General features: G+C 53.4%; 28 protein-coding genes. 7 read left to right on the forward strand and 21 right to left on the reverse strand.

Annotated elements, in window-relative coordinates; genetic code table 11:
- Window positions 1–5 precede the first annotated feature (5 nt).
- The 6 genes from OGV67_RS03685 to OGV67_RS03710 form a co-directional block, all read right to left on the reverse strand.
- The gene (locus OGV67_RS03685) at window positions 6–1,079 is read right to left on the reverse strand and encodes a flagellar hook-length control protein FliK (protein ID WP_115615035.1); all 1,074 of its coding nucleotides are present in this window, start codon (window positions 1,077–1,079) and stop codon (window positions 6–8) included.
- Window positions 1,079–1,384 carry a hypothetical protein gene (locus OGV67_RS03690; RefSeq protein ID WP_049011587.1) on the reverse strand — a complete coding sequence of 102 codons (306 nt, stop codon included), beginning with the start codon at window positions 1,382–1,384 and terminating at the stop codon, window positions 1,079–1,081. The genes OGV67_RS03685 and OGV67_RS03690 overlap by 1 nt, the downstream gene beginning before the upstream one ends.
- Window positions 1,381–1,773: a flagellar export chaperone FliS gene (gene fliS, locus OGV67_RS03695; RefSeq protein ID WP_012133681.1), complete on the reverse strand. Its 393-nt coding sequence runs from the start codon at window positions 1,771–1,773 to the stop codon at window positions 1,381–1,383. The genes OGV67_RS03690 and fliS overlap by 4 nt, the downstream gene beginning before the upstream one ends.
- A 22-nt stretch (window positions 1,774–1,795) precedes the next feature.
- Entirely contained in the window at window positions 1,796–3,124 is a 1,329-nt protein-coding gene (fliD, locus tag OGV67_RS03700) for a flagellar filament capping protein FliD (RefSeq protein ID WP_047458617.1), read from the reverse strand.
- Between the two features lie 204 nt (window positions 3,125–3,328).
- On the reverse strand, window positions 3,329–4,222 hold the full coding sequence (locus tag OGV67_RS03705; RefSeq protein ID WP_058668671.1) for a flagellin N-terminal helical domain-containing protein: 894 nt from the start codon (window positions 4,220–4,222) through the stop codon (window positions 3,329–3,331).
- A 247-nt stretch (window positions 4,223–4,469) separates the two neighbouring features.
- A complete protein-coding gene (locus tag OGV67_RS03710) occupies window positions 4,470–5,348 on the reverse strand; it encodes a flagellin N-terminal helical domain-containing protein (RefSeq protein ID WP_024130628.1) in 879 nt (292 codons plus the stop codon).
- Window positions 5,349–6,091: 743 nt separating this feature from the next.
- On the opposite strand from OGV67_RS03710, the gene OGV67_RS03715 reads away from it, so the two are divergent.
- Window positions 6,092–7,045, forward strand: coding sequence for a winged helix-turn-helix domain-containing protein (locus OGV67_RS03715; protein ID WP_047458621.1), 954 nt, complete (start codon window positions 6,092–6,094; stop codon window positions 7,043–7,045).
- Window positions 7,017–7,487 (forward strand): hypothetical protein, encoded by a 471-nt coding sequence (locus tag OGV67_RS03720; RefSeq protein ID WP_047458624.1) that lies wholly within the window; start codon window positions 7,017–7,019, stop codon window positions 7,485–7,487. The genes OGV67_RS03715 and OGV67_RS03720 overlap by 29 nt, the downstream gene beginning before the upstream one ends.
- Window positions 7,488–7,527: 40 nt before the next feature.
- Here the strand turns inward: OGV67_RS03720 and OGV67_RS03725 are convergent, their stop codons facing one another.
- From OGV67_RS03725 to flgB, 12 genes are read right to left on the reverse strand one after another with little or no spacing between them, the layout of a single operon-like run.
- A complete protein-coding gene (locus tag OGV67_RS03725; protein WP_115615036.1) occupies window positions 7,528–8,532 on the reverse strand; it encodes a hypothetical protein in 1,005 nt (334 codons plus the stop codon).
- A gap of 5 nt (window positions 8,533–8,537) precedes the next feature.
- On the reverse strand, window positions 8,538–9,455 hold the full coding sequence (gene flgL, locus OGV67_RS03730; protein ID WP_275055224.1) for a flagellar hook-associated protein FlgL: 918 nt from the start codon (window positions 9,453–9,455) through the stop codon (window positions 8,538–8,540).
- A 22-nt stretch (window positions 9,456–9,477) separates the two neighbouring features.
- A complete protein-coding gene (flgK, locus tag OGV67_RS03735; protein ID WP_115615038.1) occupies window positions 9,478–10,863 on the reverse strand; it encodes a flagellar hook-associated protein FlgK in 1,386 nt (461 codons plus the stop codon).
- A gap of 3 nt (window positions 10,864–10,866) precedes the next feature.
- The gene (locus OGV67_RS03740; protein WP_012133693.1) at window positions 10,867–11,256 is read right to left on the reverse strand and encodes a rod-binding protein; all 390 of its coding nucleotides are present in this window, start codon (window positions 11,254–11,256) and stop codon (window positions 10,867–10,869) included.
- A gap of 9 nt (window positions 11,257–11,265) precedes the next feature.
- Window positions 11,266–12,369, reverse strand: coding sequence for a flagellar basal body P-ring protein FlgI (locus tag OGV67_RS03745; RefSeq protein WP_012133694.1), 1,104 nt, complete (start codon window positions 12,367–12,369; stop codon window positions 11,266–11,268).
- The gene (flgH, locus tag OGV67_RS03750) at window positions 12,369–13,034 is read right to left on the reverse strand and encodes a flagellar basal body L-ring protein FlgH (protein WP_012133695.1); all 666 of its coding nucleotides are present in this window, start codon (window positions 13,032–13,034) and stop codon (window positions 12,369–12,371) included. Before flgH ends, OGV67_RS03745 begins: the two co-directional genes overlap by 1 nt.
- Before the next feature lie 26 nt (window positions 13,035–13,060).
- On the reverse strand, window positions 13,061–13,846 hold the full coding sequence (gene flgG, locus OGV67_RS03755) for a flagellar basal-body rod protein FlgG (protein WP_012133696.1): 786 nt from the start codon (window positions 13,844–13,846) through the stop codon (window positions 13,061–13,063).
- Window positions 13,847–13,867: 21 nt separating this feature from the next.
- Complete coding sequence (locus OGV67_RS03760) at window positions 13,868–14,599, reverse strand: flagellar basal body rod protein FlgF (protein ID WP_058668668.1); 732 nt, start codon at window positions 14,597–14,599, stop codon at window positions 13,868–13,870.
- On the reverse strand, window positions 14,599–15,789 hold the full coding sequence (gene flgE, locus OGV67_RS03765; RefSeq protein ID WP_012133698.1) for a flagellar hook protein FlgE: 1,191 nt from the start codon (window positions 15,787–15,789) through the stop codon (window positions 14,599–14,601). Before flgE ends, OGV67_RS03760 begins: the two co-directional genes overlap by 1 nt.
- Before the next feature lie 34 nt (window positions 15,790–15,823).
- A complete protein-coding gene (gene flgD / locus OGV67_RS03770; protein ID WP_286464951.1) occupies window positions 15,824–16,507 on the reverse strand; it encodes a flagellar hook assembly protein FlgD in 684 nt (227 codons plus the stop codon).
- A 2-nt stretch (window positions 16,508–16,509) separates the two neighbouring features.
- A complete protein-coding gene (flgC, locus tag OGV67_RS03775; RefSeq protein WP_012133700.1) occupies window positions 16,510–16,935 on the reverse strand; it encodes a flagellar basal body rod protein FlgC in 426 nt (141 codons plus the stop codon).
- A 23-nt stretch (window positions 16,936–16,958) separates the two neighbouring features.
- Complete coding sequence (gene flgB, locus OGV67_RS03780; protein ID WP_012133701.1) at window positions 16,959–17,309, reverse strand: flagellar basal body rod protein FlgB; 351 nt, start codon at window positions 17,307–17,309, stop codon at window positions 16,959–16,961.
- A 78-nt stretch (window positions 17,310–17,387) separates the two neighbouring features.
- On the opposite strand from flgB, the gene flgA reads away from it, so the two are divergent.
- The 5 genes from flgA (at window position 17,388) to OGV67_RS03805 (ending at window position 21,436) form a co-directional block, all read left to right on the forward strand.
- Window positions 17,388–18,179 (forward strand): flagellar basal body P-ring formation chaperone FlgA, encoded by a 792-nt coding sequence (flgA, locus tag OGV67_RS03785; protein WP_081353224.1) that lies wholly within the window; start codon window positions 17,388–17,390, stop codon window positions 18,177–18,179.
- Window positions 18,180–18,310: 131 nt separating this feature from the next.
- Window positions 18,311–18,583 carry a flagellar biosynthesis anti-sigma factor FlgM gene (gene flgM / locus OGV67_RS03790; RefSeq protein WP_012133704.1) on the forward strand — a complete coding sequence of 91 codons (273 nt, stop codon included), beginning with the start codon at window positions 18,311–18,313 and terminating at the stop codon, window positions 18,581–18,583.
- 2 nt (window positions 18,584–18,585) lie between these two features.
- The gene (locus OGV67_RS03795; protein ID WP_012133706.1) at window positions 18,586–19,023 is read left to right on the forward strand and encodes a flagella synthesis protein FlgN; all 438 of its coding nucleotides are present in this window, start codon (window positions 18,586–18,588) and stop codon (window positions 19,021–19,023) included.
- A 73-nt stretch (window positions 19,024–19,096) separates the two neighbouring features.
- Window positions 19,097–20,344: a class I SAM-dependent methyltransferase gene (locus OGV67_RS03800; RefSeq protein ID WP_172958462.1), complete on the forward strand. Its 1,248-nt coding sequence runs from the start codon at window positions 19,097–19,099 to the stop codon at window positions 20,342–20,344.
- Between the two features lie 18 nt (window positions 20,345–20,362).
- Window positions 20,363–21,436 carry a glycosyltransferase family 2 protein gene (locus OGV67_RS03805; protein ID WP_049009293.1) on the forward strand — a complete coding sequence of 358 codons (1,074 nt, stop codon included), beginning with the start codon at window positions 20,363–20,365 and terminating at the stop codon, window positions 21,434–21,436.
- A gap of 99 nt (window positions 21,437–21,535) precedes the next feature.
- On the opposite strand, the gene OGV67_RS03810 is transcribed toward OGV67_RS03805, so the two are convergent.
- The 3 genes from OGV67_RS03810 to OGV67_RS03820 form a co-directional block, all read right to left on the reverse strand.
- The gene (locus OGV67_RS03810; protein ID WP_181421294.1) at window positions 21,536–22,423 is read right to left on the reverse strand and encodes a glycosyltransferase family 9 protein; all 888 of its coding nucleotides are present in this window, start codon (window positions 22,421–22,423) and stop codon (window positions 21,536–21,538) included.
- Between the two features lie 110 nt (window positions 22,424–22,533).
- Window positions 22,534–23,475, reverse strand: coding sequence for a hypothetical protein (locus OGV67_RS03815; RefSeq protein ID WP_012133710.1), 942 nt, complete (start codon window positions 23,473–23,475; stop codon window positions 22,534–22,536).
- A 33-nt stretch (window positions 23,476–23,508) separates the two neighbouring features.
- A complete protein-coding gene (locus tag OGV67_RS03820; protein ID WP_230032223.1) occupies window positions 23,509–24,942 on the reverse strand; it encodes a glycosyltransferase family 2 protein in 1,434 nt (477 codons plus the stop codon).
- Window position 24,943 lies beyond the last annotated feature (1 nt).

Raw genomic sequence — 24,943 nt, forward strand, 5'->3', positions numbered from 1 at the left:
TTTTGTTAAACGGTCAGTAATACCGAATCATCTTCACGGCGGGTGCTTTCTGATTCCGGCAGACCTGCCGCGATCTCATCTCCCGCCTGAATGATGGCGTGTTGTTGTGCGAACTGCTGTTCTTTGCCCTGCTGCTGCCCTGACTGAGAGGAGACCTGCACGTTTACCTGAACAAAGTTCTGTTCGGTCAGACTCTGGCGCAGATCGTTGCTCGTTTGCTGAAGCGCACGATAGACCTCAGCATGGCTGGCGTTGATTTGTACCTGTACGCGCCCGTTATCAAGCTGCAACGAGATGTCGATCTTGCCCATTTCAGGCGGATCGAGACGGATAGTGGCGTGCTGGATCTGGTTCTTCACCTGAAGTTGCAGACGATCGCCCAACGCGCTTTGCAACTGCTGCGTCCAGCGGGAGGTTTCCGTATCAAGTTTTAATGTCGAGGTATGCGCAGACATTGCATCAGGCGTCACCGCCGCCGTTGGCGTCGTGGAGACAACGGAGACCGGCTGCGCATTCACTGTCGGCGTCGCCACAGCGACTGCGGTCATAAGCTGCGGCGTAATGTGCTGCAACCCTGCGGTTGGCGTCTGCGGCGACTCGGTCGCAGGCGTTACGTTAACCCCTGCCGCCAGCATCGGGCGCAGCGTTGGCGATAACGCCCCCTTATCCTGCAACTGTCCCGCCAGTAACGGCTGCGTCTGCAACGTCAGCGCATTCATCTCGTTTTGCGAACGACCCGCGTAGCTGACGGGTTTAACCGGCATCTGCCCGGTCATCAACAGCGCCTGCAACAGCTGCTGTTGCGCATCGTCTTTCAACGGAGAGGCATCCTTCTGATGCCGATCGCCCGTATCGTCCTCGTCCTGCACGCTCACCGGCTGCGCGCTGACGGTAATCCCCAGGGCATTTTTGCCCTGCCCGCCCATCAGCGTGCTGACAACATTCATCAACGCATCGTTGAATCCTGGCTGCGTCTGCCCGGCAGATGACTGAGCGCCGCTCTGCCCGGCGATCGTCTCCGCCTGCATCGGCAAACCGGAAGCGTGCCCCGCATTTTGAGAAAGATTGAGAATATCCATTACCCCATATCCTCTGCGTCCATAAACGCGGCATACGCCGTCGCACCTTCACGATTGCGCATGGCGAGCGCCATTTTGTTCGCGATAATGTCGCTCTGCCCCTGACAGTAATCGCGCACCTGACGGTGAATCTCCCGCAGCTCGTCCAGGGCTTTGCTGTCTGCCGCGTCCAGGGGTTGGCCCCGGACAGCGGTAAGCAATTCAGCAATCTTCAGGTCAACATTCCGTACGGCAGACCAGTTATGGTCGGCTGCGGCCTGGCGTAACGCCTGCATCAGCGTTCGCATCGTCAACGCATAGCTCATGTTCCCTGACCCATTTTTTCCCAGCCGTCCTGAATATTGCCGAGGATAACTTCCACCTCTTCAATATTTTCGACAGACAGCTTGTGGCTGGCGTCATAGAGGCGGTAAACGCAGTAGTCATAAAGATTCGCCAGACTTAATGCCAGCTCGCCGCCTTTTTCAAAATCCAGCGCGCTGGTCAGCGCGTTCAGGATGTCGATGCATTTATTAATGCTTTGCGCCTTACGTTCGTAGCGACGCGCCGCAATATGGCTTTTCGCGCGTACCAGTTCATCCATCAGGCCATTGAACAACATCAGCACTAACTGATGCGGATTCGCTGCTGCGGCCTGAATCGCCAGGTCAGATTGGTGATAGAGGCCGAAGCCTTCCTGCTCGTTACCGTACATTGAAAGTTAAATTCCCTAAGAATTAGCTAAACATACTCATGGTGTTATTCATCTGCGTCATGATCGACTGTAACTGCGTGAACTGCTTCAGGTAGCGGTTATAGGAGGACTCATAACGCGTGTTCATTTTTTCGGTTTTGGTGTCGATGTCGCGCTGCTGTCTGTCGAGCGTTTCCTGGCGACCTTTTAATAAACCGGTGCTGGTATTCAGGTATTTATCCAGCGATTTATCCATCGCTTTAATCAGCCCGTTATTCCCGTTGAAGAAATCAGCGACCGATTGCGGATTTGATTTCAGTTGCTCATTGAGCGTGTCGGCGTCGATCGACAGCTTGCCGTCTTTGTCGGCAGTAATGCCGAACTTCGTCATGTTTTGATCGCCGAAGGTGCCACGCAGCATGTTGCTCAGATCGTTGGTTAACGAGGAGATACTGGCATCACCGGCAAACGCGCCGCGCGAATCAGAGCTGCTGCCGGTCGCCGTCAGCCCGGAGATGGTGTCCTGCAACGTGTTATAGGCATCGATAAAGGCCTGGATTTGCTCCTTTGTCCCCGTGGCATCCGTGTCGACTGAAATAACCAGCGGCTTGTTGGCTTCGGTGGTGCCGGTCAGTTTGATCGAAACGCCGTCTACCAGGTTATCCAGGGTATTGGAGCTGCTGGAGTAAACGGTGCTGGAATCGCCAACGGTGAATTTGGCATCTTTACCGGCGGTAATCACATTCTCGCCATTAAAGATATCCTGACCGTTGGTCATGCCGCTGGTATCCAACTGAATATCGTATTTCTCGCCGCTCTGATCGCTGCTCATCATCAGCGTCACCTTGCCATCAATACGCATCAGCGAAGCGGTAACGCCGTTCTGACCATCGTCAGAGGTCGCGGTGTCAGACGCGCTCGGGAAATCCGCATTATTGATGGCGTCGGCAAAATCAGCGAGGCTGTCTAAATCATCCATCTCAATTTCAAGGCTCTCGCCGTTGAGATTGATCTTCAGCGTACCGCTGGCGTTTTTAATCGCCTCATCATCAAGCCCGTCAAACCCTTTCTGCTGCGCAGAAGCCAGTTGGGTAACGTTCAGGCTGTATGTCCCTTTACGGGCAGACGCGCTGGCGGTGATGGTCGCGATCCCTTCCTGGTTCATGGTCGCGGTATTTTTCAGCACGCTGGTGCTGGAGGAATTCAGCCCGGTGATTGCCGAACGGAAATCCGACAGGGCGGTACGCAGCGAGGAAAGCGCTTTTTTCTGCGCTTCCAGCGTGGAAGTCTGTGATTTCAGCGAGGTTTGCAGCGCAAGAATGTCATAGCCTGCCAACTGTGTGGCCAGTGTCGTTGGATCAAAATCAGACATAGTGGGTTTCTCCGGGCACGCGCGCCGCTTTCAACATACAGTAGATAAAGCAACTATCGTGCCAATTTTTTAATAAGTATTTATCAATGAGTTACGTAAGAGGAGGAATGTCCCCTTCCGCAATTTCCGGCAGAAGGAAGCGCATTGCCGGATACAAAAACACCGCCATACAGCGGTGTTTTAGGGGCAGATATCCGCGAAGGATTAACCCAGCAGAGACATCACCATGCTGGACATGCTGTTGGACTGTTTCAGCATGGACATGCTGGTTTGCGCCAGCATCTGGTTACGGGTCATGGAGGAGGCTTCGCTGGCGAAGTCCGCATCCTGAATGTTGCTCAGCGCCAGATCGGTGTTGTCTTTCATGTTCGCCAGGTTAGCCGCGGTGTGGCCCAGGCGGTTAATGCTCGCACCCATTTTGGAACGCACGGCGCCGACGTCATTCAGCGTGGTTTCCAGGTTGTTCATCAGATCTTTCGCGCCGGCAGCGTCAGTAATGTTGATGCCGCTGGCCGAGTAGTAGCTGCTGCCTGTATCGCTAATCGTGCCAAAACCGCCGCTGGCATCAATCAGCGAGTCGGTGCCAGAACCTTTCAGCTCTTTAGACAGATCAACCTGCATGGTTTCATCGGTGGAAGAGCCAATCTGGAAGTTCATCGCTTCGCCAAACTTACCGGAAGCGCCGAACAGTTTGTCACCTGCATAGGAGGTGTTGTTCATGATGTTCTGCAACTCAGAGTTCAGGTCGTTCAGCTCGGCGTTGATGGCATCGCGGTCTTTGGTGGTGTTGGTGTCGTTCGCTGCCTGGGTGGCAAGGTCTTTCATGCGGTACATGATGTTGCTCACTTCGTCGAACGCACCTTCGGAGGTCTGTAGCAGCGCAGTGGCATCAGAGATGTTGCGCTGTGCAACGGCCATGCCGTTGGTCTGGCCCTGCAAACGGGTGGCAATCTGTAGACCCGCCGCATCGTCCGCTGCGGAGTTAATACGCTTGCCAGTACCCAGACGTTCCATTGCGGTGGACAGCAGATTGTTGGATTTATTCAGGGCATTGGTGGATGCCATGGAAGAAGCGCTGGTGAAAATAGAAAGCGACATAGATATTCCTTATTCATTCAGGTCATTCATTCGTTGTACTGACTCAAAACGACACATCCATTTCGAAAATTAAATCCGACGACGTTCGAATGACCATTTTTCAGGCAACCCGGGGAAAAAATGGCGAAGAAAGACGGCAAAAAGGAGCTGCACGGCAACAGCAGACACAAAAAAAGCCGCACCCCGTGCAGGATGCAGCGTCATAAGGACACATCGCCTGCCTTTCCAGGCAAGCGGCGGCTTACTGTTAACCCAGCAGGGACATCACCATGCTGGACATGCTGTTGGACTGTTTCAGCATGGACATGCTGGTCTGCGCCAGCATCTGGTTACGCGTCATGGAGGAGGCTTCGCTGGCGAAGTCCGCATCCTGAATATTGCTCAACGCCAGATCGGTGTTGTCTTTCATGTTTGCCAGGTTGGCCGCGGTGTGGCCCAGACGGTTAATGCTCGCACCCATTTTGGAGCGCACGGCGCCGACGTCATTCAGCGCCGTTTCCAGAGAGTTCATCATCGCCGTAGCGTCGGAGGCGCTCCCGATGTTGATACCGGAAGCGGTGTTGTTCCAGTCACCGATACCCGAGAAACCAGAAGCGCTAAACAGGCCACTCGCTGTACCGCCCAGTTCATCACCCAGGCTCACGGTCATGGTTTCTCCAGAGGAAGAACCAATCTGGAAGTTCAGGGAATCGGCAAATTTACCGCCGGTACCGAATAATTTATCGCCCGCATAAGACGTGTTGCCCATGATGTTTTTCAGTTCGGCATTCAGGTCGTTCATTTCAGCGTTGATGGCATCACGGTCTTTGGTGGTGTTGGTGTCGTTCGCTGCCTGGGTGGCGAGATCTTTCATGCGGTACATGATGTTGCTCACTTCGTCGAACGCGCCTTCTGCGGTTTGCAGCAATGCGGTGGCATCAGAGATGTTACGCTGCGCAACGGCCATGCCGTTGGTCTGACCCTGAAGGCGAGTGGCAATCTGCAAGCCCGCCGCATCGTCCGCTGCGGAGTTGATGCGTTTGCCGGTGCCCAGACGCTCCATTGCGGTAGACAGCAGATTGTTGGATTTATTCAGGGCATTGGTGGATGCCATAGAAGAAGCACTGGTGAAAATCGAAAGCGACATAATATATTTCTCCTTGGATTACCTGTCTGTTTTATCAGGTTCTTGTCGTTGCTGACTGATAAAAACGACCCACCACAACGAAAAATTAAATTCATTTAATGAAAATTTATTTAAAGATTTGTCACCCTCTTTTTTCAAGACGAAAAATATCCAATTAATTATTCTTATTATACCATCCTCAATAAACCACCTTTAGCCCGGCAATAAAACCAACCCCATAATTATGCAATCAGGCGACACAAACGATAAAAAAATTAACTCCGCTCCTTTATTTTTTCTTGTTTATTGTTTTAATCTGCCAAAAAATATACCCACACCCCATGAAAGGAGATTGATGAACACAAATTTTTCACATTCGCATGGCCTGATTTTACATAAGGATCTTTTAACTATTTCGATTAACTTTTAATCAGAAGAATTAATAATAAGGCGAATCTTTCACTGCAAATGAGGTTGCACATCACATTTTTATCGCGTAAAAAGAGCGCCAGGAAAAGATGATTCCGCGATAATCAGAACAACAGCAGGCCGCTGGTGTCTTGTTTCTGAGTGCTGTTCAGGCTGAAAAACAAACTCAGCCATCGGCAAAAGCGCTTTTCGTTTCCTCACCTCCCGCAGGCAAGCGGCATTCATTAAGAATTTCAAATGGAATTAACAGATAGTCAACATCCGTGTTCAGGCTATATTTTCTTGCGATATTTAGCCGTTGCATTTACTGGGGTGGTATATCCATCGATGAATAAATGAATAAACGCTATTACTCCGTTAATAACTGGCTGGTTGATATCCCCTCGGGATCTATTCTCCATTTAACAACAGGGGAACGTAAACGTCTGGGAGAATATCAACTCAAGCTCCTTGAAACGCTCATGCAAGATGCGGGAAAGATCTTTACGCGTGAAGAACTCACCACGCTGGTCTGGGAACGCCGCGTCATCGGTAATAACAGTCTGCCCAATGCCATCCACGCGCTGCGTACGGCACTGGAAGACGACGGCAAAAAGCAAAAAATCATCAAAACCATCCCTAAAAAAGGGTATTTGCTTGAGCCTGATTATTGCTGCTTTATCGAAAAAGAAGAGAGCGAGGTTCGCGATCCCGAAGAAAATCATCTTCCGCTGGAAGAAAACGCCCCCTCCGATTTAGCCGGGGAATATGAGGTTGTCGACGAGACATCACTTCCTGTCGCGGAACAAGTGAACGATATCGTCCGCGTAACGCCGCCTGCAACGACCAGGCCAGTGAAAAAATCCATCCACTGGACCACCGTGTTTTTACTGCTCGCGCTGACGGCGATCGGCAGCATACTCTTTACCGGCTGGTACATGAAACTGAAAGGCCATGAGCATCTGGTCGCCCAGGAGATACAGCCTAACGTTTACAGCAACATCAACCTGTATTCCATTGGGACGAGCAGCGAGCCGTCTTATGACGCCAATAACTTGTATACCAAGCTGAAAGACACTTTTTATACCATTAATCAGCAGATCAAAATGCAGTCAGTCAGGATGAGCGTCTACTTTAGCATCACCAATTCATCGCTGAACTACACGTTCGCCCTTACCAGCCAGTGCGACAAAAAGCAGTTAGCGATGACGATTTATCACTGGCGTATCGATCCGACACGGCTGAACAACCTGATTATGCGTGAAACCCGGAGAAAACTGAATGAAATGGCAACATGCAAAGAAAGTTAATCTTGTGATTTTGTTGAGTATTTCCGTGCTTCTCGCCATCGCATTCGGCACCAGTGCCCTCACAGGCGGCGCAGAGCGACCCAATACGGATGTGGAAGGGACTTTCCAGCTTGGTTTCTATGACCTGATGTCGCAGACGAAAGAAATTTATAATTCACGGATGAAAACAACGAAAGGCACCATTCTGGCGACCATTACCAGCCCTGATGACAATCGTTTCGTACTAAAGGAAAAATTTACGCCGACGTCAGGGAAAAACGGCAAACTCTATTTTTACCTGACGCCCATCTACTACACCACCACGCACAAGGGGCTGATGATAGATGGTCTGGTCGATATGCTGATGAACACCAATTTCTGGATGGAGCCGCTGGCATTTAACGGGCAACCGCTAGTGGTAGGGCAAAGCGGGTCGATTTTTCTCTACCCCATCCAGCAGTAAGTCAAAACCGGAGGCGGAGGCCCGCTTCCGGTTACGATAATCACCCCAGCAAATTTTTTACCGTCGCCAGCCTGACGTTTGCCTGCGCGCCCAGCGCCCTGGAGAGGGTGCTGTAGCTGCTGGCGCTGCTCGCCAGCGCTTCCCCCAGGCCGCGCGCGGTTTCCCGGGCCTGCGCCGGGCTGTATACCGTCGCCATATCATTGATGCGCGACGCCACGCGCTCCTGCTGTTGACGAAGCCTGCTGCGCTGGGTGGTAATGTGCTCCAGCGTATTTTGCAGCTTTACCTGACTTTCCCTTTCCCGACGCGTCGCCAGCGAAACAACCTCATCGCTGCTTGCCGTTTCCGCCTGTGGCGTGAGCAACGTAAACGCATCGGCGGGGAAATGCCTGCCCTCTCCGCGCACGGTGAGCTGTTGGCTGACCCGCTCCCAACGGCTTTCATCCACGCTGAACATCAGTTGCCCGTTTGCCGTCTGACGCGCATGAATCCCCAGACGGCCCAGCCCCACATTCAACTGGGTCAACGTCTGACGCGGCGTCGCCTCTTCCGGCAAAGAAATGGCGGTCATCTCACGCTGTCGCCCGCCCAGTGAAAATACCAGCGTTTCTCCCCCCGGCAGGCTGAGAAGCCTCTCACTGCCGGGAAGCGTAAAGTTAACCGTGCTTTTTTGCTCCAGCGACGCGGTCAGATGGCGATCGACAGTGCCGCCGGAAAGCTGCGTCCGACGCATCAAATGTTTTTGCAGCGTATTCGCCGGCTGCGTCGCATCGCCGCGAAGCGACGACTGACGTACCTGCAACAATTGTGTTTCCGTCTGCGCCAGATAGCTGTCAGCCTGCTGCACTGCCGTGAGTTGTTGATTTAGCTGTACGTTGTAGCGCATCGGACGGCGGGACAACAGCGCCGATTCGGGGAACGCATTGCGGGTCGCGGTGATTTCTGGCGCGTTGACGCGGCCGACCGTTTGCGGCGCATCAATGCTTCCGCGCCCGGTTGCGGGCGCGGAAGTCGTAAGGGACGTTGTTTTTAAACCTACCTGCATAACAATTACAACAGACTAAACAAGTTAAGCTGACTCACCATACTGTAAGCCTTATTGGTGATCTGCACCGACTGCGTATACAGTTGCAGGTTGATACTGGTGGTCGCCCAGTCCGTTTCGGACAGGTCCCGTACAACCTGATCGTTCGCAAGGCTGACATCGCTGTGTGCATCGCTGAGCAGCGTCAGGCGGTTCTGACGGCCGCCAAGATCGGTGAAGAGGCTGGAGATGTTATCGCTGGTATTTTGCGCGACACCGATCATCTCCTCCAGCTCGTCTTTATAGTCAGCGTAATTCGCGTTCGGGTCCTGCATTTTGTCGCTGAGCGCTTTCAATTTATTCAGCATCTCAAGGTCGTTTCCTGAACCGGAGAATGCCTGAACAACATGGGTGTTTTCCGTAATAGAGACGCCGTTCGCGACAATCGTTTCGCGGCTGCTGTCATTGCCGCCGTACACATACTGCCCTTTCGCCTCGTCCCACGTTACCGTCTGGCTGTCGGTCTGCGTGCCGGAAAACAGATAGCTGCCGTTTTCATTTTTAGCGTTCAGGGTGGCGACCAGCGAATCCAGCATTGAAGAAAGCTCCATGCCGTAACCCGCCATATCTTTCTGGCTGAGCGTACTGTTATTCGCCAGCTTCAGCTTATCGCCGACCGCCAGCATCTGGTTACTGAGCGCGGTGATGTTCGACTCCTGAATCGACAGCGCGCCGCTCAGGCTGGAAATATTGCTCTGATACTGTTTAATCGCAGACTGCTCACGGTTCAGTTGCACCAGACGACTTGCGGAAACAGGATCGTCAGACGGCACATTAATGCGCTTTTGCGTCGACATCTGCTCCATCAACTTACTGATACGCGTGCCGTTAACGCCTAATTGCGCCAGCATGGCATTTGAGTTGTAAAGACTACTAATACGCATAATTTAAATTCTCTGATGGCGCTTAAAACATCCCCAGCAGGTCGCTGAAGATCTGATTTCCGGTGGAGATCACCTTCATGTTCGACTGGTAAGCCTGCATGTAGATCTGTAGATTAATCGCCTCTTCATCCTGGTTTACCGCGCTCAGGTTATCGCGCTGATTCTGCGCCTGGTCGCGCACCGTCGACGCCGCTTCCATTTCTGTTTTGCTCTGCTTACTGGCAATACCGATAGTGGAAATGATCGCCGCCGCCCCTTCGCTCAGGCTCATATTTCCCAGACCCGGAATATCCGTTTTCTGGTTTTTCAGTTCGATCAGCGCCTTCAGGTTATCACCGTTGCCCGGTACGCCCGTGCCGTCGTCGGCCTGGATGCCGGACAGCGCCAGTTCTTCAGGCTTCAGATCCGTCACCTGCAACATGCCCGCAGGATTGCTCGGATCGAAAGTAAACAGCGGCTTGCCTGAATTGCCATTCAGGTCATAGCCCTTCGCCAGCTGATCGTTAAACAGTTTTGCCACCGATTCCGCCATCCCTTGCACCGAATCTTTCATCTGTTGGAGGGTGCCGGTTTCATAATCATACAGCGCGCCAAGTTGACCGCCCGCCGACGGGTTCAGCGTGAACTCGCTGGTGGAAAATTTCAGCGTCAGCGTGGAGTTGCCGTTGGCGTCCTGCCCCGCGCTGAGCTGCCCGGCGACCTTACCGCTCACCAGCGGCTGACCGTTCGCCATTGAGACGGTGTACCCGCTGGAACCATCGTCCGTCACCTTCACGTCCGCCAGCGTACTTAACTGTTTTACCAGTTCATCACGCTGATCGCGCAGTACGCTGCTGTTACCGCCGGTTGACTCCATGTCGGTAATTTTTTTGTTGTAGTCCGCAATACTGGTACTCAGGGTGTTGATCTGGTCAACCATCGCGTTGCGCTGGGTGTTGATCGACTCTTTCTGGCTGGAGATGAAGTTGTTAACGTTATTGAAACGGGTCGCCAGCGCGCCCGCCTGGTTAATAAGCTGCTGACGCAGCGCCGGGGATTCCGGCGTCTGGGTCAATGCGCTCAGGGCGCTGACAAAATCATCCAGCCCGTTACCAAGACTGGTAGAGTCGGTGCCGATCACCTGTTCCAGCGCGCCGATATATTGATTTCCGGTTTCGAAATAGCTGGCTTTCGAGTTGGTCTGCCACACCTGATTAACCAGATACTGACTGGAGATGCGACGAATACTGTCGACCTGTACCCCGTTCCCGGCGGTAAAACCCGTTTCTCCCATTGGGCCGATGGAGCTTTGGATAATGCCCTGGCGGCTGTACCCCGGCGTCAGCAGGTTAGCGATGTTCATCGAGGTGACATTCATGCCCACCTGGGCTGCCTGCAAACCGCTGAAGGCAATATTAATCATACTCATGGCTTACTCCTGCCCGCGCATTACCGGAACCACAGGCGTTTTAAGTTCTTTCGGTTGCTCTTCTAAAGCGGTCATTTCATCCGTTTTCTTAAGCGGCGTATTCACCTGCGGCGAAAGCTGGTTGATGATCATCTGGGTAATCCCGGTGCTGCGCTGAGACGCCAGGTCAGACGCCAGTCGGTCATCGTAAAAATCACGCATCATCCGCTGCTGTTTGCTGTTGAAAGGGTTGTCTTCCCCCAGCACATCGGACGCCTTGCGCATTTGCGACAGCATGGAACGCAGCATCAGCGCCTCAAACTGTTCGGCGGCCTGTTCAAGATTCTGCGGCTTTACCTGCCCGGAGAGATCGCCGGGCAGAATCGCGGTTTGTCGGTTAATGGCATTCAGCATGATATTTCCTTAAATCACGACCAGTTCAGCATCCAGCGCGCCGGCTTCATGCAGCGCCTGTAAGATAGCCATCGTGTCGTCCGGCGCCGCGCCAAGGCTGTTAATGGTATTCACGATGCTGCGCAGGCTGGTTCCCGCCGCAATAGTCACCATCTGACCCCGGCCACGGTTAACGTTGACGTCGCTTTCCGGCGTGACAACCGTTCTTCCCTGGCTGAATGCGCCAGGCTGGCTGACGTTCGACGACTCGCGGATGGTGACGGTCAGGTTGCCGTGTGATACCGCCGCAGCGCGCACCACTACGCCATCGCCAATGACCACCGTTCCCGTTCGGGCGTTGAACACCACGCGTGGCGGCTGTTTACCGGCGTTAATCTGCACATCTTCCAGAGAGGACATAAAGGCCACCCGATCGCCCGCGCCCATCGGCGCACGTACCGCCACGTTAGTCGCGCTTTGCGCGGTCGCCGTGCCGGAACCAAAGGCGTTGTTCAGCGCGACTGCGACGCTGTTGGCAGTCTTAAAGCTGGGACGTTTCAGGTTCAGCATCACCACCGGCTCCTGCTGGAAATCGCTCGGCACTTCGCGCTCCACCGAGCCGCCGTTTGGCACACGGCCAACGGTCGCGGTGTTGATGGTCACGCTGGAGCCGCTGTTGCCCTCGGCTTTCACGCCGCCTACCACCACATTCCCCTGTGCCAGCGCATACACTTCGCCATCAGCACCGCGCAGTTGAGTCAGCAGCAGCGTACCGCCACGCAGGCTTTTCGCATCGCCAATTGAGGAGACGGTTACATCAATACTTTGCCCACGCGCATAGCCCGGCGGCAGCGTGGCGCTAATCGCCACGGCCGCGACGTTCTTCACCTTCGGATCAATCTTCGCAGGCAACTGCACGCCAAACTGGCGCAGCATGTTGGTAACGGACTGGCTGGTGAACTTGACCTGGTTTTTATCCCCTGTACCGTCAAGCCCCACAACCAGGCTGTAGCCCACCAGCTGGTTGCCGCGCACGCCCTGAATATCGACCACATCGCCAAGGCGCTGCGCCGCCGCGTTCATGCTGCAAATCAGCAGGAAAAAGAGTGCCAGTTTACGCATCATGGCCTCCATTAAATTGGGAACAGCGGGTGGTTGAAGAAGCGGGTCAGCCAGCCTGCCGCATTCGCGTCGCTGAGCGCGCCGCGTCCGGCATAGGAGATACGGGCATTGGCGATTCGCTGTGAAGAGACGGAGTTGTCGCGTTCGATATCTTCCGCGCGCACCAGGCCCGTCACCCGCATATACTCATCCCCCTGGTTGAGGGTGAGCCATTTCTCCCCGCGAATCGCCAGCACGCCGTTTGGCAACACTTTATAAACCGCAACGGTGATCGCGCCGCGCAGACTGTTCTGCTGCTGCGAGGTGGCATTACCGTTAAAGTTTCGGTTGCCGTCAATCGAGCCGGAAAGCTTATCGATTGAATGGCCGAATGCTTCCGGTATCCCCAGGGAAACATCGTTTTTCTTACCAAAGTTAGTGCGCGCCTGCTTGCTGGCCTGAGTAGACTCATCCAGCTTAACGGTCAGGATGTCGCCTACGCGATAAGCCCGGCGATCCTGGGTCAACGACCAGTTGTAGTTGCCGTTATATAACCCACCGCCGCGCACCTGCGTTTCAGGCACCACGATATCTTCCGGCGGCGCATACGCCGCATCGTCTTTTTTCACCAGCAACGCCGGGCTTTCGCAGCCCGACAAAAACAGCGCCAGTAGACTGATAACTAACTGCTTTTTCATTTCTCTTTCACTTTAAAGCCCTGTCGTTACATCGACTGGGTGACAAACTTCAACATGTCATCGGCGGCAGAGACCATCTTGGCGTTCATTTCGTAGGCACGCTGAACGGTGATCATGTCGACCATCTCTTCAACGACCTGTACGTTAGAACCTTCCAGAGAGCCCTGCTCCAGTTGTCCGAGCGCGTCCTCGCCGGGTACGCCTTCAACCGCTTCGCCGCTGGCCGCCGTTTCACGGTATAAGTTGCCGCCTATCGCCTCCAGACCGGCCGGATTGACGAAGTTCACCAGCGTCAACTGCCCCAGCTCCACCGGATCGGTTTCACCTGCCACCGTCGCGGTGATGGTGCCGTCTTTACCAATCTGCAAATCTTTGACGTTCTCCGGCAATTCAATCTGCGGCACCAGCGGCAGCCCCTGCGCATTCGTCAGCACGCCATCTGGCGTTTTCTGGAAATTACCGGCGCGGGTATACGCGATATCGCCATCCGCAGTTTCCACCTGGAAGAACCCTTGCCCGGTGATCGCCACGTCGAAGGTTTGCCCGGTGTTCTGGATGCTGCCGACGGTAAACTCTTTCTGCGTCCCGACGATCTTCACCCCGGTGCCATACTGAATGCCGGTCGGCGCGATATTGTTCTGATCGAGCTGCCCGCCTGGCGTGCGCTGATTCTGATAAAACAGATCGGCGAACATCGCGCGATCGCGTTTAAACCCGGTGGTGTTGACGTTCGCCAGGTTGTTGGAAATCGCGGTCATTTTGGCGTCCTGCGCCGCCAGGCCGGTTTTACTGATCCATAAAGCGGGATTCATCTTTATTCCTTCTTATTGTTATCAGGTGCCACGAATCAGACGGTTGCCTGAATTAGCGAGATCTTCAGCGGCTTTCATCATCTTGATTTGCGCTTCAAACTGACGATTCAGCGCAATGCTGGCGACCATCTCATTAATGGCCGAGACGTTAGCGGTTTCCAGATGCCCGGACGCCACCATCACCTCTTCATCGCGTGGGTTAATCGCCGTGTTGCTCACCAGAAAGCCATCCACATTTTTGCTCAGATCGCTTACCGGAATGTTCACCAGCTTGATGCGGTCAACATCAACCGGCGCGGCAATATCGCCGTCGTCAGGCACGATAGTGATCACACCGTCCTCACCGATGCTGACGGACGAGAACGGCGGTAAAACGATCGGGCCGTTGTCACCTTCAACCGGCAGACCGTTGATCGACAGATCGCCCTCCGGGCTGACGTCGATCTGCCCGTTGCGGGTGTAAACCTCACGGTTGCCGCTGGTCAACGCAATCAGCCCATCGCCTTTAATGGCGATATCCAGATTGCGCCCCGTTTCACGTACCGCGCCAGGCGTCATATCCACGCCGCCCTGAGTAGGCAGCGCCATATAACGCGAGGCATATCCCTCGCCGTTAACCTGCTGAGAAATCGCATTATCAAGATCGCTACGAAACCCCTGGGTATTCACATTCGCCAGGTTGTTTGCATGGATCTGCTGCTGCGACAAACTGCGCGATGCGCCGCTCATGGCGGTAAAAATCAAACGATCCATTACACCGCCTGGAAGAGAGCGTTCATCATGTTGTCGTTGGTGCTGATAACCTTCGTGTTCGCCTGGTAATTACGCTGCGCGGTCATCAGACCAACCAGCTCAGAGGTCAAATCCACGTTTGAGGATTCCAGCGCGCCGGATTTCACAGAACCCAGCAAACCGGTGCCCGGCGTTCCAGTCAGCGGCGCGCCGGAACTGGCGGTTTGTACCCACGTCGTGCCGTCTTTTGACGCCAGACCATTCGGGTTCGCAAAGTTCGCCAGCACCAGTTGCCCCTGCAACATCCGTTCGCCGTTGGAGAAGGTCGCGTAAACGCTGCCGTCTTCATCAATCGCCTGACCGGTACGTTCGCCAGACGCGTAGCCGCTACTGTTGTTTTTGCTGACGGAGAAGTCAGAACCGTACTGGCTGGTGCCGTTGTAGCTCAGATCGATAGAGAGATCCGCCGCGCCGGAGATCGATGTGGTCAGGTTCGTCAGGCCAACCGGGCTTTTCAGGACGCCCTGCTCGGTAAATTCTATCGCCTGGCTGCTGTCCGGGATTTCCACGTCGTCCATGTAATAGTGAACCTGCCAGGTGTTCTCGCCGGTTTTCACAAAATACTGGTTCAGCGTGTGCTCGCGTCCCAAGGAATCAAAAACCTGCGTGGTGTAGGTATTGTTATAGGAAGTGCTGTCTTTTGGGTTGAAAGGCGCCGTCTCCGGCTCGGCGGCGCGCGCGTCCAGGTTGGCGGTGAAGTCGAGGCTGTCGGTCGCTTTCGCCGGAATAGAGCCGCTGCTGATCGTCAGATTGCCGATCGTCCCCACTTCTATCTCGCCGTTAGCATTAACCGGGTAGCCCTGAAGATACATCCCCAGGTTGTTGATCAGGTTGCCGCTGCTGTCGGTGCCGAAGTAGCCCGCACGCGTATATGCCGTGGTCCCCGTGCTGTCGCGCACCATGAAAAATCCGCTATCGCTGATCGCCAGATCGAGCGCATTTCCGGTGGTAGAAATGTTTCCGCCTCGGGTAATACTCTGGGTCACACCAGAAACCCCTACGCCCAGCGGCTGGCTTTCCGCATACAGTGAGGAAAATTCCGCACGGCCGGATTTGAATCCTACGGTGCCGGAGTTCGCAATGTTGTTGGAAATGGCGTTCAACTGCTCGGTAATTGCATTCAGACCAGAGGTCGCAATATTAAAACTCATAATAAATTCCTGTTAACTCAACGCTTAACCCGACTTACGCACGTTTCTGCGAGTCGCTGCCAAACTGGGTAATATTGTTGTAAGCAATCTCACCGATTCCGGTGAGATTCAGTTGGATGGCGCTGCCATCAAGCGGGATGCGCACATTGTTGACGATACCGCCCACTTCAACAGGAATGCCTTCTTCGCCCGTATCGGTTACAACGCTAAGGGTGTATTTCCCTTCGCTCAGGCCCAGCTCCTGCGGGTCAATGGTGAAGTCCACCTGCCCGGCGTCCTGTTTCCCCAGCTCAATTTTGTGCTCGGTGCCGGCCGCGTCTTTGACGATGACCGTCGTCACACCGGAAGCGTGATCCAGCGTCAGACGTCCGTTAATCGTCGTTTCGCCGTCAGAGTTGATCGCGTCGGTCTGCACCATCACATGCTGCCCGACCAGGTTGCCGGTGGTGAGCGTTTGCAGGTTGTCCATCAATACGGAACTGTTCGCCATCAGTTGCGACATGGTTTCCATTGACTGAACCTGCGTCAGCTGCGCCAGCTGGCTGACATACTCGGTGCCATCGGTAGGGTTCAGCGGGTCCTGATTCTGGATCTGCGCGACCAGAAGCTGCATGAACAGCGTGTTCATGCCGGCTGCGCTGCTGTTATTGTTGTTACTGGCAATGCTGCTATCCGACGTTCCTGTCTGGCTTCTGGTGGACGTGCCGTCTACATTCATCCTTATACCTCTCCGAGTCTCAGCAGACTTTGCTGCATGCTTTTAACACTGTTCAGAACATCAACATTGGTTTCGAAACCGCGCGACGCCGACATCATGTCCGCCATCTCCTCTACCACGTTGACATCCGGGTAGTAGACATAGCCATCCGTATTCGCCATCGGGTTATGCGGCTCATAACGCTGTACGGCATTGCCGGTTTCGACAACATCCATCACCTGGACGCGCGCGCCGGTTAACGCCCTGCTATTCATTAACTCATCATTCTTATAAACCGCAGCAAACACCGGACGACGGGCTTTATAGACGCCGTCTTCGGTGGCGGAGGCGGTTTCCGCATTAGCGAGGTTACTGGCGATGGTATTCAGACGAACGGTTTGCGCCGTCATCGCCGACCCCGAAACGCGATAAATATCGGTAAAAGCCATATTCCGTTATCACCTGCGTAGGATTACTTACCTTCAATGGCCTTTTTCAGGCCCGTGAATTTCATGTTTAAAAATGCCAGGCTCATCTGATAATCCTGGGTATTCTTCGCAAACTCAGCCTGCTCGACGTTCAGCGCAACGGTGTTGCCATCGGAAGAGGGCTGATAAGGCACGCGGTACATCTCTTGCGGCGCTGACGGATTCGAAAAACTCCACGATGAACGTTGCATCTCAGCGGCAAAATCAATATCTTTAGCTTGGAAATTGGGGGTATCGACGTTTGCCAGATTGGCTGACAGCAACTCTGCTCGGGAAAGTCGAAGCGCTACAGCCTGTGGATGAACGCCCAATGCTTTGTCAAAAGTAATACTCACAACTCACACCCTCGTGATGCTAAACCTGCAATGATCTGCTTCCCTGTATAGCAATATTCATGCCAAGGTTTTAACATCATGATTTTTAATGGCTTTATTGGTTTTATCCCTTCGCGGGTGAAGCGTTGTTTCCGCCCTGGAACGTTATCCTTCCTGCTGATGCTTTTTACGGCGCTGCCATCCTTCGCCGCCCCGGAAAAAGTGCAGAGCGCGCGTAAGCAGGTCACTGCCGCCGTTCAACATCACGCAGCGCAAGCCCTTCGCCAGGAGGCCGGGCGCCGCAAGTGGCCCGAGTATCAGGCGAAGATGAACCTGTTTATCCCTTCCGACGTCTCCCGGTACGCTCCCTGCCCTGACGCGCTAACCGTGTCGCTGCCCGGCGGCGAACGCATCGATCTCAACCGCCTGCGTTTTGATGTGCGCTGTGAAGGGCCGCAAGGCTGGGATGTCGCCGTCACCGTCAAACCGGATGTCTATCTTCCGGTGGTGATCGCCAAAAATTCGCTGGAGCGCGGCCAGGTGTTATCCGCCAGCGACGTATCCATCAAAAAGCTCAACATCAGCAGCACGCGCGGCAACTACCTCACCGACCCGGATGAGGCCATTGGGCTGACCGTGAAGCGCCGCATTCGTGAACTACAGCCGATCACCCTGACGCAACTGGAATCTCCGGTGCTGGTTGAACGCGGTCAGCGCGTTCTGATGATCGCCGAACAGGGAGGCGTAGAGGCCCGTACGATGGGGGAAGCCATGAAAAAGGGACGTAAAGGCGAAATGATTAAGGTGAAAAATGAGAGCAGCGAGCGGGTGGTAAGCGCGATTGTCGCGGACGCTGGCGTCGTCAAAATGGTCTACGCCAGCGGAAACTAAAAATATTCATTCGCGGTTTAAGTTTTACCGGCAGCAGGCCGCTCTTTAACGGTGAGGGCATCGGAAGTCCTCCTTCCGCAGGGCAGGATTCATCCGCAACCATAACGAAAAGATGAAAAAGAGGCGAAGCGATGAAAGTAGTAGCGAATCAATACAATCTGGCAACCGCAATCAACAAGAGCAGCGCCGCAGAACAGACCCGCACTGTCGCTCAGGAAGGCACGAAAATTGAGCGCAGCGCCGCGATCGATCCGGTACTGGGCGATGCGCAAACACAACTCTCTGCGCTGCCGGAAGTGGATATGGCGCGCGTAGCTGAAATGAAAGACGCGATCAGCAGCGGTAAAATCGCGGTTAACCTCGATTCGCTGACGGATGCGATGCAGAAGTATTTCCAGAGGTAATTATGACTAACGCCGCTCAGAGCGTTAAAACACTGATACAGGACATGGCCGAAGACCGTAAGCATTACCATGTCCTGAATGATTTACTCATACAGCAGCGCGACCACATTATTGCGCGCCGCGCCGCAGAGCTTGACGTGCTGAACGCGCAAATCATGGCGTGCTACCAGCACTTGTCGCAGCACAGTCAGCAACGTTATCGCCTGCTTGAACGGTTAGGCATTAACGCCAACGCGCAGGGCATGCAAACGCTCATTGCCCGCCTGCCTGCCGCCCACCAGCCTTCCGTTTCCGCTCTCTGGCAAAGTCTCCAGCAACAGGTCGCGCAATGTCAGGCCACCAATGAATACAACGCCATGCTGATGAATATGCAGCAGGAGATTCTGACCAATCTGTTGAATATCAGCGAACCCGAAAACTGGCTGTATCAGCAGGGGTAATGCACTGTAATTTATTGATTTGTAGCTTTGTTCCGTTTGCGTTCTATCCGTAATTTTCATCGAGGCCAATATTATGGGGCAATTACGACGCTTCAACCTTCCCCACCTGATTCGTCACTATCGTGTTACTCATGTAATTGAAACAGGTTTTGGTAAAGGTGCATCAAGTGTATATGCCTTACGCTCAGGTGCTGAAGAAGTTTATTCCTGTGAAATCTATAAACCGTTATTTGATGCCGCGCCAAAAATAGACAATCTGCATCTGTACAATGAAGACAGTCTGACATTTTTGTCCCATGAAGAAATTAAACGCACTCTTTTCATCAAGCGCGCCGTTGTTTTTCTGGATGCACACTTCCCCGGCGCAGATTTTAAATTCGAGGACTACCAGAGCAATAAATACAATGAGGAAACGCGCCTTCCTCTGCTCAATGAGTTACGCCAGCTAAAAGAATTTGCGGATAATGCGCTGATTATTATTGATGATAGCCGTATCTATCTTCGCGTTATGCATGAGGCCACCGGCTGCAAAGCGCTCCCTCCTCCCACAGAAGACGCTGAGAACGCGTTTCTGGAAGCGCTTGAGGCCTATAGCGGGACGCATATCATCAAACATTACCCCGATGACCAGGGCTACGTTGTACTTTGGCCTAAAAGCTGGCGAGAATTCGGCGTTAACACCCATATTCTGGCAGGAGACCGGACTGCGGCCCCCGTATTTCGAACGGGGATACCAGGATCAACCTGTATGTCAATTAACAGGCGATTGCTTGATGCGCGTTTCAGTACTCGCTGGCTGTCAGGAAAAGGTCTGGATATTGGCGGCGGCGATGACAGTATTGCGTTGTATCAAAGCCTGTTTCCTTTAATCCAATCAATAACCGTATTCGATCTTCAACAAGGTGACGCGCAGTATTTAGCCAGAGTACCGGATAACGAATTTGATTTCGTTTATTCAGGGCATTGCCTGGAGCATGTCATGGACCCTTACGTCGCGCTGCCTCATTGGTTAAGGGTCGTAAAACCCGGCGGTCATCTGGTTTTAACCATTCCAGACGAAGATTTATACGAGCAAGGCGTTTGGCCATCAACCTTCAACGACGATCATAAACATACTTTTACGCCCTTTAAGCATCGGAGCTGGTCGCCTGTTTCCGTCAACGTATTATCGTTATTACAAACCCTGCCAGGGAACTTCAGCATTGAGAAAATAGAGAGGCTGAATCATAGCCATTTAAAAGGTATGCCTCGATTCGATCAAACGCGGACGGCGTTTGCTGAATCCGCAATTGAGATAATCATCCAAAAGCTGAAATCATAGCAACAGGGAGAGTAGCCAATGAATCACCCTGTCGTATCGATTATTTTGCCGGTCTACAATGTCAGCGCATACCTTGAGCGCTGCCTTGATTCACTCGTTGCGCAGACCTGGCGGCATCTGGAAATTATCGCGGTTAATGACGGTTCGACAGATAACTCCCGGGATATTCTGGCGCGTTATCAGAGCCGTCTGCCGGGTATGCGTATTGTTGACCAGGAAAACAGAGGACTTGCCGAGGCCCGCAACGCCGCGTTAGCAAGCGCATCAGGTGAATATATTTATTGCCTGGACTCTGACGATCATATCGCTTCGGATGGTATCGAAACCATTGTGCGCGAAATGGAAAAGCATCACCTGGATGTCCTGTTTTTCTCCACCCATCTGGAATTTCACCTGCACCATATCAGCAACAATATGGTTTCCGGGTATTATCAACGGCCGCGTAATCTGATTAATAAAACATTTCATGCCGAAACGTTCTTTAATCACTGCATTACCGAACGCGCCCGAACAGGACACGGTTACTCCGTTGTGGTCTGGGGATATGCCTGGCGGCGAAAAACATATGCTCATATGCGGTTTAAGACACCGTTTTTTGAGGATGAATACTTCACCACTGAATTGCTGCTCAGCGTGCCCGACGCAAAAGTAAGGTGCCTTGCCGACAGACTGTATTTCCATACCATTCGTAACGGCTCAATCACCACTTCCAGCAGCAAAGCAAAACGCGCGCTGGCTATCCTTGATACCTTCCGACTGCTGCTTCCCCGGGCCGGAAATATCAGCAATCCCCAAACCGTACAATGTTTAAACCGATATACGGGTATGCTATATCAGGATGCGATAATCCGTAATTTGCCCGAAACGCTGCCTTTATTTTCCGCACAGAAGATGATTCACTATCTGGCATCCATTTTTCATGAACTGTATGTAGACACGCCAACAGAGAATGGGCTTGTGTTGCTGCATGCCTTGATTAACCAAATTGCTCGCGACAGCAATATTATTGATGAGAGCGAATTCATCGCGCTATCAGGCAGAATTGAACTGGCGATAAAGAACAAAAGAAGAATATTAGCCGAAGGTTTTTAGTCTTCATACCACGCTATTTAGCAATACGATTGGCTATGCCGCATAGCCAATCGCTTTTACCAGATATTCCTTCAGGAACCGGCACGACAAGAAATAACGTTATTCCTGGAGCGATAAAACAAAACTGACCATTTGGGTATACAGCATCGCCGGTTCATATTGTCGCAGACAACGGAAAGGGGTTTTATGAACGCACCAGTTTGCAAATTCCTGAGTCGTCGGCACATCAAAAGGGCGTTTAAGCACGGTGGTGAAAATGACATCGTTCATCAGCAAACGCGCACATGGCCCATGACTACAGGCGAGATCAATTCCCATACAACGCCAGCCCGCTTCCCTACGGCGAAACGGCAACCGGTGTTCCGCAGCCACGGTTGAATAGAGGGCTACCACAGGGATATCTGTTGCCGCCGCAAGCATGACCGGCCCTGAATCACAGGAAACCAGCATGTTCGCTCGCTGCATAAGCGCAACCGTTTCCAGCGCTGAAAAGCGGTCAATGGCATTGATAACTCCGGCTGGATACGCTTCCGCCATCGATTTTCCCGCCTCAGAGTTGTTATTGCTCCCAATGAACACAACTTGCCACCCCGTTTGCAGCCACATTTGCGCCAGCTCATGCCAGTTATTTTGCGGCCAGGTCCGGTTTGGGTGTCCGATATTAGGGTGCATTAATAACACCGGCGCGTTCTCTAATTTATGTTGCTGCCAGAACGCGTCAACGGCACTGTGGGCAGATTCTGGAATGACTAAATCGAGGTGTTTATCCGCTGCGGACGCCTCAAGCCCTGCCTGCGCGAGAAAAGCATCGATCATATGTAGCGGTCTGAGCGCATGGGCCCAATGCGTAAAGTCAAAGAGTCGCCCTTGCGCCTGCGCCCGCTGAATGCATTGATGCTGCTCCGCACTAAGAGAGTCCACCGGCCAGACCTCGCTGATATGCGGGCATGCCCGCGCCAGCGCGCTAAAGTGCGGCTGGCTCAACATAATGATGCTCGCGCCTGTTTTATTTTTGATGGCTCTGCACGCTGCCAGGAGATACAGGGTATCTCCCATTGCAGCATTAAGATGTAAATAAACAGTATCCATATGATTTATTACAACAGCGACAACCCGCACAGCAGGCTGTAGTCAGAGGTATGCGCCGCATTCGCGGAGAACGGATTCTGCTGCTGCCACCCCTTCAGCGCGTTAATCAGCAGCACGACATCATCCTGCGTCAGCGCTCCCTGTTCGCAGCGGATTGCGCACAGCATTTTGATCTGGAAGAACTGGTTGGCCAGCCCCAGTAGCGCCTCACCGTAGTTGGTGCATTGAATGCCGGGGAATACATCGTTATACAGTTGATAAATCAGCGCATTACGCAGGATGTGTGGCTGTTCATCAAACAGCGGAATGGTTGACCAGAGCGATTCCAGCTGCTGAAGACGATCCGCCAACCGCGCTGGCTGCATCACCGACAGCTCGCTCATTTTCAGCGCCACGCTCATTTTTTCAGTCAGCGGCAGATTCAGATTCAGGCGTACCCGGCCCATCTCTTTTAGCGCGGCAATGCGGTTTTCAGCAATCGGAGGCAACAGCGCAAACTGCTGTGTCAGCACGCCTTGTTCTGCCAGCATTGCCAGTTGCTCTCCCATAGAGGACAGCAGGGCCGGATCGTGCTCGCCGCCGTCCAGATACTGCTGCGCCTTACTCAGCAAAACGCCGATCGCATACAGGCTGCCTTCCAGCGACAGCGCAGGATGTACCGCCAGGTTAATACATTGCTGGTTCAGGGTTTCGCTCCAGGCGGATAACTCATCTTCGCCCTGCGCCTCCCCTTGCGAGGTGTGCAGGATAAAGGCCTCCGGGTTAAGCAGCATCTCTCTGGCCGCCGCTTCACAGGTGATATCCAGACTTTCACGCTGCTGGTTTTTCAGCTTCACGCTAATACGCGGCCAGTTTTGCTGCGCATGCTGGCAAGCCGGGCACTGGCACGGGGTTTCTCGCGCATCAAAGCGTGACACAAATTCAGGTTGGTAATGTTCTATCAGTTCCATGTTTGCTCTCTCCAGGCGTATTCTGGCCTGCGGTTAGCGGTGTTTACGGAAAAACCAGTGCGTACAATCGATGATTTCGCCACTTTTAGGGTCCGGGTGATGTTGCAGGAAGGCAAAGCTCGGGCTGAATCCCAGCCACAAATCCCCCTTATTCATTAATGCCGCCCAGCAGCGATCCAGGCTTGCCGGATAGTCCATCGCCTGGCGATAGGCGTCCAGCAGGGCATCGTAATAACCTGCGTTAACGGCATACGCGCAGCCGCAGCCCGCGTTATAGATCCGCGCTACGCCCTTCAATGACTGGGTGAGCGTAAAGTTTTCATAGCGCCCGCCGAGCAGAAGCACCTGCCAGTTAAGCTGGTTCAGGCCATTCAGCAGCTTGTTGATGTCGTTAACGGCGTTCTCTTTTTTGACGAACTGCACGTCGGCATCCAGCAGCAGCACATTTTTCCAGCCTTCTTTCTGCGCCAGCTCAAGCACCTGGCAGTGCGTTGCCAGTTCCGCCCGTTCCGCCGACGCCTCCGCGTTTTTCGCTACCGGCCAGATCTGTTCGCCGCGCAGGCCAAAATCCAGTAAAGCCTCGCAGCGACGGGCCAGCTCCGCCTCTTTTGCCGGGTCGTAGAGCACCGCCACCTTTTCAAAAGCCTGCCAGTTCACCTGAACATTTAGCGGCGCATGACTCAGTCGACGGTAGTGCGCCAGCAAGTTCGCGTCATCGACAATGTCTTCCAGCGTCAGATCCACCGGCGTGGAGCTGCCCATGATGAAATCTTTGTCATAGGTATTGCTGCTGTGCGAAATACAGAGAATGGCGCGCTTCGGATCTATCTGGTGAACCGGCGTGGTAAAGCCTTTCAGGAATCCCGTCTCTTCCGCTTTTGTCGCATCGTCGTCATAACGATTTTTTTTCAACAAATTGCGGTGATACCCAAAAGTGCCGTTCAGCGCATGTCTCGGCCCGAAAGGGTGCGTGATATAGATTTTGTCCAGATGGCTGTACCAGATATAAATCTGATCGCTGCCGGAGAATAGCGCGTTGCTGGCCTGCATCTGCGCCACCTGCCAGGAAATTTTATCCGGCGGGTAATAATCGTCATCGTCAAAACACAGGATGTACTCTCCCTGCGCCATCGCATTGAGCATGTTACGTTTTTGCCCCAGTACCAGACGCGCTTCACTGTGGACATAACGCACGTTGGGCTGCGACGGGTCCGTCATCATCTCGATCAGATCGGCATTGCTGACCGGAGAATCATCCAGAATAATCAGTTCGCGTTTGTCGGCCGGATAGTCCTGGTACTGCCAGATATACAGCAGATACGGCAGGAACTCGCGTCGGTTATACGTCGGGCAGACGACGCTAACGAACGGCGTGCTGTGGACGCGTGCCGTCTGCTGACGGTGAATCAGCGTCCCCATCAGAGAACGCGAAGACGTTTGCGGGAAACCCGGTTTGTTTCTTTTCATA

This window comes from Citrobacter sp. CK188 (genome assembly GCF_030333525.1).
GTDB lineage: Bacteria > Pseudomonadota > Gammaproteobacteria > Enterobacterales > Enterobacteriaceae > Citrobacter_B > Citrobacter_B koseri.

Bases quoted from the DNA above. Each gene is read 5' to 3' on its own strand.
- flgD (WP_286464951.1), bottom strand. From the start codon at position 16,507: ATGAATGTAGACGGCACGTCCACCAGAAGCCAGACAGGAACGTCGGAT.
- OGV67_RS03760 (WP_058668668.1), bottom strand. From the start codon at position 14,599: ATGGATCGTTTGATTTTTACCGCCATGAGCGGCGCATCGCGCAGTTTG.
- flgH (WP_012133695.1), bottom strand. From the start codon at position 13,034: ATGAAAAAGCAGTTAGTTATCAGTCTACTGGCGCTGTTTTTGTCGGGC.
- flgL (WP_275055224.1), bottom strand. From the start codon at position 9,455: ATGCGTATTAGTAGTCTTTACAACTCAAATGCCATGCTGGCGCAATTA.
- OGV67_RS03740 (WP_012133693.1), bottom strand. From the start codon at position 11,256: ATGCTGAATGCCATTAACCGACAAACCGCGATTCTGCCCGGCGATCTC.
- OGV67_RS03705 (WP_058668671.1), bottom strand. From the start codon at position 4,222: ATGTCGCTTTCTATTTTCACCAGCGCTTCTTCCATGGCATCCACCAAT.
- OGV67_RS03715 (WP_047458621.1), top strand. From the start codon at position 6,092: ATGAATAAACGCTATTACTCCGTTAATAACTGGCTGGTTGATATCCCC.
- flgA (WP_081353224.1), top strand. From the start codon at position 17,388: ATGATTTTTAATGGCTTTATTGGTTTTATCCCTTCGCGGGTGAAGCGT.
- flgE (WP_012133698.1), bottom strand. From the start codon at position 15,789: ATGAGTTTTAATATTGCGACCTCTGGTCTGAATGCAATTACCGAGCAG.
- fliD (WP_047458617.1), bottom strand. From the start codon at position 3,124: ATGTCTGATTTTGATCCAACGACACTGGCCACACAGTTGGCAGGCTAT.
- OGV67_RS03815 (WP_012133710.1), bottom strand. From the start codon at position 23,475: ATGGAACTGATAGAACATTACCAACCTGAATTTGTGTCACGCTTTGAT.
- OGV67_RS03710 (WP_024130628.1), bottom strand. From the start codon at position 5,348: ATGTCGCTTTCGATTTTCACCAGTGCTTCTTCTATGGCATCCACCAAT.
- OGV67_RS03795 (WP_012133706.1), top strand. From the start codon at position 18,586: ATGACTAACGCCGCTCAGAGCGTTAAAACACTGATACAGGACATGGCC.
- OGV67_RS03725 (WP_115615036.1), bottom strand. From the start codon at position 8,532: ATGCAGGTAGGTTTAAAAACAACGTCCCTTACGACTTCCGCGCCCGCA.
- OGV67_RS03820 (WP_230032223.1), bottom strand. From the start codon at position 24,942: ATGAAAAGAAACAAACCGGGTTTCCCGCAAACGTCTTCGCGTTCTCTG.
- OGV67_RS03720 (WP_047458624.1), top strand. From the start codon at position 7,017: ATGAAATGGCAACATGCAAAGAAAGTTAATCTTGTGATTTTGTTGAGT.
- OGV67_RS03805 (WP_049009293.1), top strand. From the start codon at position 20,363: ATGAATCACCCTGTCGTATCGATTATTTTGCCGGTCTACAATGTCAGC.
- flgC (WP_012133700.1), bottom strand. From the start codon at position 16,935: ATGGCTTTTACCGATATTTATCGCGTTTCGGGGTCGGCGATGACGGCG.
- flgM (WP_012133704.1), top strand. From the start codon at position 18,311: ATGAAAGTAGTAGCGAATCAATACAATCTGGCAACCGCAATCAACAAG.
- OGV67_RS03810 (WP_181421294.1), bottom strand. From the start codon at position 22,423: ATGTTGAGCCAGCCGCACTTTAGCGCGCTGGCGCGGGCATGCCCGCAT.
- OGV67_RS03685 (WP_115615035.1), bottom strand. From the start codon at position 1,079: ATGGATATTCTCAATCTTTCTCAAAATGCGGGGCACGCTTCCGGTTTG.
- flgG (WP_012133696.1), bottom strand. From the start codon at position 13,846: ATGAATCCCGCTTTATGGATCAGTAAAACCGGCCTGGCGGCGCAGGAC.
- flgK (WP_115615038.1), bottom strand. From the start codon at position 10,863: ATGAGTATGATTAATATTGCCTTCAGCGGTTTGCAGGCAGCCCAGGTG.
- fliS (WP_012133681.1), bottom strand. From the start codon at position 1,773: ATGTACGGTAACGAGCAGGAAGGCTTCGGCCTCTATCACCAATCTGAC.
- OGV67_RS03800 (WP_172958462.1), top strand. From the start codon at position 19,097: ATGGGGCAATTACGACGCTTCAACCTTCCCCACCTGATTCGTCACTAT.
- OGV67_RS03745 (WP_012133694.1), bottom strand. From the start codon at position 12,369: ATGGAGGCCATGATGCGTAAACTGGCACTCTTTTTCCTGCTGATTTGC.
- OGV67_RS03690 (WP_049011587.1), bottom strand. From the start codon at position 1,384: ATGAGCTATGCGTTGACGATGCGAACGCTGATGCAGGCGTTACGCCAG.